The 723-nt window shown below is 45.4% G+C and carries 1 protein-coding gene; it reads right to left on the reverse strand.

Annotated features, from left to right (window positions below):
• A partial coding sequence (locus B5F91_RS14750) for an AAA family ATPase (protein WP_158099935.1) occupies positions 1-723 on the reverse strand: 723 nt, incomplete at both ends.

Consider the following 723-nt stretch of genomic DNA (forward strand, 5'->3'; position numbering starts at 1 on the left):
TGAAAGCATTCATCAAGCTATAAGGATTATAAATATCAGGAGAGGGCCATGTAAAGTGATAACCGTCATAATAGGATTTCAGCTTTTCTACTAACTGCTCTTTATCCATACCTGTTTTCTCGGCAAACGCATCCAAATCCGCATCCATTTGCGTACGCATCTCTTTCTCAGTAATGCCACAAAGAGCCGCATATTCTTTTACCATGCTGATGTTCTGTATATTGTTCAGTTCGCTGAAGATACTGAGTTGCGAAAACTTGGTGATACCTGTCAGGAACACATAGCGCAGGTAAGGGTCGCAAGCCTTCAGGGGGCTATAGAAGTTACGCATTACGTTACGCAATGTGGGCAAATCACGCTCTTCGTGCACCACGTCCAAAAGCGGAGCATCGTATTCGTCTATTAAGACCACCACCTGCTTCCCGTACTTCGCATACGCATCCATGATCAGGTTGGTAAGCCGGATATTCGTGTCTTGTGCTTCACGTGTCGTGATGCCTAACCGGATTTCGTTATTCTCAAGCATATTATGCAGATAACGGTTCAAGGCATCTTTGTCCAAATGCTTGCCCAAACTCATGTCGAAATGCAACACAGGATACTGTGTCCATTCCGTCTCTAACTTCTCGATAGCAAGCCCTTCGAACAATTCTTTTGGCCCTTCAAAATAAGTACGAAGCGTACTGGTGAGCAACGATTTGCCGAACCTGCGCGGACGGCTCA

The sequence above is a fragment of the Bacteroides sp. An322 genome (assembly GCF_002161765.1).
GTDB classification, from domain to species: domain Bacteria; phylum Bacteroidota; class Bacteroidia; order Bacteroidales; family Bacteroidaceae; genus Phocaeicola; species Phocaeicola merdavium.